The organism is Betaproteobacteria bacterium (genome assembly GCA_016791345.1).
Taxonomy (GTDB): Bacteria; Pseudomonadota; Gammaproteobacteria; order Burkholderiales; family JAEUMW01; genus JAEUMW01.
In genome coordinates, this window is the sequence record JAEUMW010000194.1 from 1 (window position 1) to 8,483 (window position 8,483).

Below are 8,483 nucleotides of genomic sequence, written 5' to 3' on the forward strand. Positions count from 1 at the left end.
TCGATCCCGTATCGGGGCGTCTGGCATTCCCGGCAGGCGTGCTGCCGCAGCAGGTGGCGGTGTGTTACAGCTACGGGTTTCCCGGTGACGTGGGGGGCGGCTCGTACGACCGCGCGGCCAGCATCCCGGGCGAGTTCGCGAAGTCCACGGTGTGGCAGGTGGGCGTGTCGCGCATCCACGGTGCGGTCGGCCCCGAGAGCATCTTTACCCGGCTCAAGGACGCGGTCGCCGCGTGGAATGCGCTGCCGGCCGGCCGCGTCGGTGTGATCGCGCTCATGGACAGCACCACCGAGAACGACGACGCGGCCGATCCGCTGCCGCCGATCCGCATCGGGAAGGATTCCAGGCTCCTCATCGTTGGTGCGGACTGGCCGGTGCAGGACGTACCGGGCTCACCCGGCGCCAAGGAACGCCGTGCCGGAGTGATCGGCGCCAACGCGGTCCGGCCGCATTTCTTGGGCGCGCTCGCCGTGGAGGGCGCGACGGCGGCGGGTGCTGCCGGTGCGGGCAGCCTTGCCGTGAACGGTCTGTGGCTCGAAGGCGCGATCGAAGTGAGGGCAGCCGCAAGCGATGGCAGCGGCACGCCGATCTCCGGCAACCTCGGCGCGCTCGGCATCGCCCATTGCACGCTCGTCCCCGGCGCGGGCGGGATTCAGGTGGCAGGCGACAACACACGGCTCGCGCTCACGATCGAGCGCAGCATCACGGGCCCGATCGCGATTTCGGGTGCGGCGCCGCAGGTCGCTCTCACGCAAAGCATCGTCGACGCGGGCAGCGGTGCGGCGATCGCCGCTCCGGCGCAGGCGCTCGCAATCGATGGCTGCACCGTGTTCGGCGCCATCGCGTGCCGCACCGTGCAGGCGTCCAACAGTCTGTTCCTCGGGGCGCTGGTGGCGACCCGCCGCCAGGTGGGCTGTGTGCGCTTCTCGTATCTCGCCGAGGGCTCGCGCACGCCGCAGCGGTTCCGCTGTCAGCCCGACCTGGCGCTCACGCAGGCCGCAGACGCCAAGGGCACGCCGCTCACGCTGGACGAGACCACGGCGATCCGCGGTCGGCTGCTGCCCCAGTTCACCAGCGTGACCCATGGTCACCAAGCCTACACACAGCTTGCGCCGACCTGCGCGTCGGAGATTCGCACCGGTGCCGACGACGGCTCCGAGATGGGCGTGTGGGGTTTCCTGCTCGCGCCGCAGCGCGAGGCGAACCTTGCGACGAGCCTGGACGAGTACCTCCGGTTCGGCCTCGAGGCCGGCATTCTGTACGTGACGTAAAGCGCACAAGGGGACTTCAAAATGAAAGGCGACTTTACCCGGCTCACCTTCCGCCCGGAGCAGCACTACAGCAGCGTGCGGCTGCAGCAGGGACGGGTCGTGCTCGACGCCGACTGGAACGAAGAGCACGACGTCATCGCGCATCGCATCGAGACCGAAACACTCGACGTGGTCGGAGCGTGCGGCGTGCCGCTGCATGCCGCCGGGTTTCATCTGGTGACGAGCGGAGCACAACTGTCAGCGGAGGAGAAGCCGCTTCCCGGCAACGCGAACCCGCCGGCGGGGCCGCTGCTGATTTCGGCCGGGCGCTGCTACGTGAACGGCGTGCTCGCGGAAAACGAGCGCATCGTGTCGATTCTCGATCAGCCGGACGTGCTGCCGCCGAACACGGCGCCCATCGTGCAGCTCGCGAACGGGACGACGGCGGCTTTTCCGCCGCCAGCCGGCAGCTACTTCGCGTATCTCGACGTCTGGCAGCGGCATCTCACTGCGCTCGACGATCCGCTGCTGCGCGAGACGGCGCTCGGCGGCCCCGACACCGCGACGCGCACGAAGACGGTGTGGCAGGTGAAGCTGCTGGAGGTGCCGGCAGGCTCCGGCTGCGGCGCGCAGCCGGCGACGTGGACGAACCTCGTCGGTGCCGCCCCGGGACTGCTCGAAGCGCAGACCGTCGCGCCACCGCCGCCGCCCAACCCGTGCAGCCTGTCGCCCGCGGGCGGCTATCGTCGGCTGGAGAACCAGCTCTATCGCGTGGAGATCCACGCCGTCGACGGCGCCGGCAATGCGAGCTGGAAGTGGTCGCGCGACAACGGGGCGATCGTCACGCTCTGGCTCGGCATGGGCACCACGACCGCCGACTTGCGGGTTTCTTCCATCGGCCGCGACGAGACCGAGCGCTTCGCGCCGAACGACTGGGTCGAGCTCATCGACGACGAGCGCGATCTGCAGGGGCTGCCGGGCACGATGGTGCAGGTGGCGAGCGCGGCCGGAGACGTCGTGACCATCAAGCCCGCTACCGCGATTCCCGCTGGAGCCATCAATTTCGCGGATTTCAAGACCAATCCCAAGGTGCGGCGCTGGGGACCGGGCGGCGTGCAGACCGTTACGCCGGGCAGTTTCGTCGACCTCGAAGGCGGAGTGCAGGTGCGCTTTTCCGCGGGTCGCCTGCGCACCGGCGACTACTGGGTGATTCCGGCGCGCACCGCCACCGGCGCCATCGAGTGGCCGTTCACCGCGCCGCAGCCGCCATTCGGCATCCGTCACCAGTACTGCCTGCTGGGCGTGGTGACGCTGGCCGCCGGCGGGGCGATCAGCGTCACCGACTGCCGCAAGATCTTTCCGCCGCTGACCGAACTTGGCGTCGGCACCGACCTCAAGAAGCACAACAAATATCTGCACGGCTGGGGCGTCGTGTGCGGGCTGCAGGTCCATTGCGGCGGTCAGGCGCGCGACACGGTGCAGGTGGAGAAGGGCTACGCCATCGCCTGCGATGGCACCGACATCTTCGTCGACTCGCCGCAGCAGCTGCCCATCGTCGAGAGCGCCAAGGCGGCCGGCCTGCTCGATGACGCCGGCAACGGCAATGCGTGCATCACGCTCGCAGCCGGTGCGGCCGGTGGCTTCGTGCTGGAAACGATCGCAGAGGAAGGCGCGGGGCAGAAGTTTCTCGACAAGGTCCTCGAAGGCACGCTGCTCAAGGACGTGATCGACGACTGCGTGCGGCCGTTGACGAAGGAACTCGGACAGGCCTTCGCGGGAGACGGCGGTGCCGACGAGCGCGTGGTGGACGAGGGCGCCCGCAACCGCGTCGCGGCGGTGAACCTGCTCGCGCAGTTTGCCAACCAGACCCAGGGTGAGCGCGTCTTCCTTTCGCGCGACGAGCACGAGCGTCTGCTCAAGCTCTACGAGCGCCTGCGCGGGTTGCTCAAGAGCCGCACCTTCTGCGCGATCCAGGACGATCTGCCGCAGCCGCCCGACTATCCGTTCAACGTCGACACCGGCATCGGCACCTTCTACGGCAAGGGTGCGCATCGCGGCCTGCGCGTGTCCCTCGACGGCACGCGCGCCTACGCCTTCGGCGCGGCGGGCAGCAACCGCATCCTCGCCTTCGATGTGGCAAGCGGCGAAGCGATCGCGGAGACCGAGCTGCCGCTCACCAATCCGACCGTGCAGGACGTGCTGCCGCTCGGTCGCCGGGTACTTGCGATCGCCACCAACGCCAACGGTTCGACGCTCTTTCTCCTCGATCCCGAGAAGCTCGCGCCGGTGGCCGATGCGGTGAGCATTCCCGGACGGCAGGTGGTGCGGCTTTTCGCGTTCAGCGACGGGCGCGTTGCATTCGCTATCGTGCGCGGCGAGGGCCTCGTGCGCTTCGATCCCTCCGCGCCCACCGCGGATCACTTCGCCGAGATGTTCGCCGCATTCAACGCCACGGGTCACCTGGCCTCGCCGGGTACGACGGCGAGAGGTCCCGTGTATGCGGGTGCCGGACCCGCCGGTGCGGCGGTCGGCACGACCTACAGCCAGATCGCGGAAGTGCAGCTGGCGGGCACCGCCGGCGTGCGCCTCATCCCGATCATCGGGGTGACCGGTCAGGCGCTCTCCGGTGACGATGCCATCGAATACATCGAAGGCGTGGAACCCAATACGGGCGCGCGGCGCCTGACCGTGCAGGCGGTGGTGCGGCAGCCGGGTTCCGAGCAGCGGCAACTCGTCACGCTCGACGTGCGCCAGGGCAACCCGATCGCACAGTTCTCGCTCAACACCGACGCTCGCGTGACGCTGGCCGCGACCCTCGATCGCACGGTGAATGCGATCGCCATCGAGGAGTCGTATCAGCTCACCTGGGTCGGGGCGAACGCGACCGCGCTCAACGCCGCGGACGTGGCGCCGCTGCAGGTGGCGCCCGCCGCGCTCGCGGTCAACCAGCGCGGCAACATGCGCGTCGTGCTCGCCTACAACGCGGCGAGCCCGAGTGTCACCACACTCGCCGTCGACTACGTGCTCGGCCAGCGCGTGTTCGACATGCGCGTGCTTGCCGAGTACCGTGCCGGGTGGATGACGGTGCTGAACGAGATCCTGCGCCGCCTGCTGCAGCGGCTCAAGGACTGCGTCTGCGAGCATCTGCTCGTCGACTGCCCGACCTGCGACGAACGCGACCGCCTGATCCTCGCGTGCGTGGACATCCGCGCCGGGCGGGTCTACCACATCTGCAACTTCCACCGGCGCGAGGTCGTCACCTTCCCGAAGCTCTTCTACTGGCTCTCCGCCGTCCCGGTGATCCCATTGGTGACGAACCTGATCGAGGTTGCCTGCTGCGCGGTGCTCGCGCGCGGCGCCGCCGCGTCGTCGAAGACCGGCGGCAGTTTCGCCTCCGCGCGGGTGGTGAACGAGAGTGCGATGCGGCTGCAGACGGCCGACTTCACGAAGATGCAGGGTGCGCTCACGAGCTACCTCAAGATGACTTCGTCCTACGGCGGCGAGGCACTGCTGCGCCGGCTCGGCGCGACGCAGGACCTCAACCAGTCGGTGCCGGCCGGCATGATCGTCAATCGCGCACCCGCCACCGCCCAGCGCACCCTGGCCGAAGCAGGCGTGCGGGTGGCGCGGGTCGTTCCGCTCGAAGAGGCCTTCGACGGCCGGGAGATCGCGCGCGTGGGCGCGGTGCCGGTGGCGCTCGGTGCCGGCGACCAGGTCGACCTCTACACGCGCAACGGCAAGGTGGTGTTTTACGCAGCGGCGAAGGCGGCGGCGACCGAGGGAGCGCTCCAGGCCACGCCGGGGATAGCTGCGGGGGATGATCTCGCGCGGCGGCTCGCTGAACTGGAGACAGGCCATCGCGAGGCCCTGGCGCGGCGCGACGCGGAGATCGCGGTGCTGAAGAAGGATCTGGAGACGGTCCGTGCTCTGGTGACCCGGAAGACTCCGGTCGGTGACGTCGCACCGACTGGCAAGGCACGCAAGGGACCACAAGAGTAGGCAGGCTGCGTCGATGCCAGCTTGCGCGAAAATGCCGTGGGCAGCTGCGCGCCGGTTCGTCCTGCAGGGGAGCGCTTGCACCGGGCGACAAGGCGGGCCGAGGGGAAGGGGGTGACATGAGCGCGGCTCAGGACGTCGATCCGTTTTCGCAGCCCTTCGAGATCGGGCTCGTCATGGCGGGGGCCATCTCGGCCGGGGCCTACACGGCGGGGGTCATGGACTTCCTGCTGCAGGCGCTGGATGCCTGGTACGGTGCGCGGGCGGCGGGGGAGGACGTGCCGCCGCACGAGGTCAGGATCAAGGTGATGACGGGGGCCTCGGCCGGGGGAATGACGGCGGCAATCTCCGTCGGCGCGCTCGCGACGCGCTTCCCGCCGGTCACCGACCCGGTCGCCGCCGACAGCGCCGTCAACAAGCTCTTCGACAGCTGGGTGAACCGCATCGACATCGCGGCGCTGCTCGGTGCGCAGGATCTCGCCGATCCGAAGGCGCCGGTCAGGTCGGTGCTCGACTCGACCATCCTCCGGACGATCGCCGACCAGGCGCTCGGCGTTGCGCCGGCGGCCGAGCGCCGCGCCTATCTCGACGACGTGCTGCACGTCATCGCGACCGTTTCGAACCTGCGCGGCGTGCCCTACAGCATCCCGCTGGAAGGCGAGATCAAGGGCGGCCAGGATCTCTTCCTGCACGCCGACTACTTCCATTTTGCGGTGAGTGATCACGGCGAGCAGAGCGTGCCGGGCGCGCTCTCGCTCGACTGGCAGATGGCGGACGCGCGCTGGCGCCCGGGCTGGGACACGCTCAAGCTGGTGGCGCTCGCCACCGGGGCTTTCCCGGTAGGGCTCGCACCGCGGACGCTCTCCTACGATTTCGCGGGCGCGACCGGCGACGTCTATGCGCTGCGGAAGTGGCCGGTCCCCACCGGCGGGGCGAAGGACGCCAACGGCGACTGTCACTGCGTCGAATACAAGGTGATCGCGCCGAACTGGCCCGCAGTTCCGCAGCGCTACGACTTCGTCTGCGTGGATGGCGGGCTGATGAACAACGAGCCGCTGGAGCTCGCCCGGCAGGTGCTCGCCGGCAGCGGCGGCTACAACCCGCGCGGCGCCAACAGCGCGCGGCGCGCCGTGATCCTCGTCGATCCTTTTCCGGGTGGCGCCGAGGTGCAGTCGGCATACGAGCCGCGCGACGACCTCGTCACCGTGGTCAAGGACATGTTCAACGCGCTCAAGAACCAGGCGCGCTTCAAGCCGGAAGAACTGGAACTTGCCCAGGACCCCAACGTGTTCAGCCGCTTTCTCATCGGTCCGACACGCACCGACGCGAATGGCCGGAACTGCGAGTTTCCGATCGCGAGCGGAACGCTCGGCGGCTTCGGCGGCTTTCTCTCGCGCGACTTCCGCCTGCACGACTTCATGCTGGGGCGCCGCAACTGTCAGCGCTTTCTGGGGCGCCGCTTCGTCCTCGGCGAGAACAATCCGCTGTTCGACCGCTGGAAGGGAGCGCAGCGCGAGCGCTATGCCGTCGAGCGCGACGGGCATACGCTGCTCCCCGTCGTTCCCCTGGTCGGCGAGGCGGCGACGGAGGTGCCCGCGCTGCCCTGGCCGCGCTATCCGGCGGCGCGTCTCGCCGAGCTGGAAAAGCAGATCGAGGCGCGCTTCACGGCGGTCGGTGACCGGCTCGTCAGCGGTTTCCTCGCCGACAAGTATTTCGCACGGAAGGCGGCGCAATTCGCGCTCTGGCGCAAGCGCGGCGATCTAGTGCAGTACGCGATGGATCGCGTGAAGAAGGACCTCGCGCGCTTCGGCCTGCTCGCCTGACGATCGCCCGCTGCGCCTGCCGGCCTAGGCGGGGCGGCGGATGTTATCCAGGCCGCATGGCGCGTATGATCATCGCGCGCGGGCCGCGGCATCGGGCCGGAGAGGCGATCCTGCGCGAGGGAAGGCCATGGCGGAGAAGGATCCGGGTCCGGGCGGGGGTAATCTCACCAGCATCCTCGCGGTGGTCATGCTCGTCGTCGGCGCGGTCTGGGTGACGCAGGTGCCGCTCGAAGGCACGCGCCCGCCGAGCCCCGATACGCTCTACCGTCACCCCGGCAGCTTCCAGGAAGTCGACGCGCGAATGTGGGAAGACCCGTTCGATGCCGTCGAGCGCTACCGCAAGCGGGAACTCGCCGAACTGCGCGGCCAGGAGGAGCGCAAGCAGCGCGACAGCCTCGTCGACGCGGTCAAATGCCTCACCGCCCGTTCGCCGGACAGGTGCAATGCCGAACTGGCGCTCGGCGCGGCGACATCGACCGAGTCCCGGCGGCGCGCCGATCACCGGGCCGAGGAGTCCTACCTGCGCCGTGAGCTGCTGGCGAAACCCGGCTCGACGCTGCTCGTCGTCACGGTGACGGGTGCGCCCTACGGCATGGCGAGCGAATGGCGTCGCAAGCAGCGTTACGCGATTCTCTCCGGATTGCATCTGGGCGGCTTCGAGCCCTTCGATCCGGAGCACATCGGTTTCGTGGAGTTCGAGGACGCGGCACAGGACAAGGCGCGTCCGCTGCCGGCCATCCTGCCGTACGAGGTGTTCTATCGCCGCAACCTCGCCGGTGAGACCGAGAACCTGATGGTCGCGTGGTTCAACGAGGACGTGCTCTGGACGGACGATCCGCTGCACCAGTTGCACAAACTCTTCGAGCGCATCGGTTACGGCGCGCCGACGGAAGCGAGCGGGCAGCGCCCCGCCATCAAGGTGCTCGGTCCCGGTTCGTCGGGCATCCTCAAGCAGATGGTGCGCGAACTGCGCGAGGACTACCTCGTGCGCGGGAAAGGGGGGGAGCAGGGGAAGCAGCTCGCCGGGATGTTCGAGAGGAGTCGCGCGGAGTTCTACGCGTCCTCGCCGACCGCCTCCGACGCGAGTCTCGTCGAAGGCCGGACGAGTCCGGACGAGTGCGTGGCCGGGATCGGCAAGGAAGTCGCCGCGCTGCAGGAGGGCAGGCGCTTCGTCGAGGCGGAGTTCCGCTGTCGCGGCGTGTCGCTGCGGCGGATCACGATCACCGACGAGAAGCTCGCCGAGGCGCTCGCGGACGAGTTGCAGCTGCGCGGTGCCTGGCAGACGGTGAGTCGCACCCTCGGCCTCGACGGGTTCGATGCGGCGCAGGGGCGTGTCGCCGATGCCGTGCGCAGTTCGCCGCACGTGGTGCTGGTGTCGGAGTGGGACACGCACTACGGGCGCGAATTTCCCAAC

At 69.2% G+C, this 8,483-nt stretch carries 4 protein-coding genes; all 4 read left to right on the forward strand.

The genetic code is table 11. The annotated features are described in order from the left end of the window. Positions 1 to 1,271: hypothetical protein (locus JNK68_07360; protein ID MBL8540175.1), on the forward strand; the 1,271-nt coding region annotated here is incomplete at its 5' end. A 21-nt stretch (positions 1,272 to 1,292) separates the two neighbouring features. Continuing rightward, positions 1,293 to 5,249 (forward strand): hypothetical protein, encoded by a 3,957-nt coding sequence (locus JNK68_07365; protein MBL8540176.1) that lies wholly within the window; start codon positions 1,293 to 1,295, stop codon positions 5,247 to 5,249. 116 nt (positions 5,250 to 5,365) lie between these two features. Beyond that, positions 5,366 to 7,069: a patatin-like phospholipase family protein gene (locus JNK68_07370; GenBank protein ID MBL8540177.1), complete on the forward strand. Its 1,704-nt coding sequence runs from the start codon at positions 5,366 to 5,368 to the stop codon at positions 7,067 to 7,069. A gap of 127 nt (positions 7,070 to 7,196) precedes the next feature. Continuing rightward, positions 7,197 to 8,483: hypothetical protein (locus JNK68_07375; GenBank protein ID MBL8540178.1), on the forward strand; the 1,287-nt coding region annotated here is incomplete at its 3' end.

Excerpts from the sequence above, each read along its gene's own strand:
- JNK68_07365 (MBL8540176.1), top strand. The coding sequence starts at position 1,293 with ATGAAAGGCGACTTTACCCGGCTCACCTTCCGCCCGGAGCAGCACTAC.
- JNK68_07370 (MBL8540177.1), top strand. The coding sequence starts at position 5,366 with ATGAGCGCGGCTCAGGACGTCGATCCGTTTTCGCAGCCCTTCGAGATC.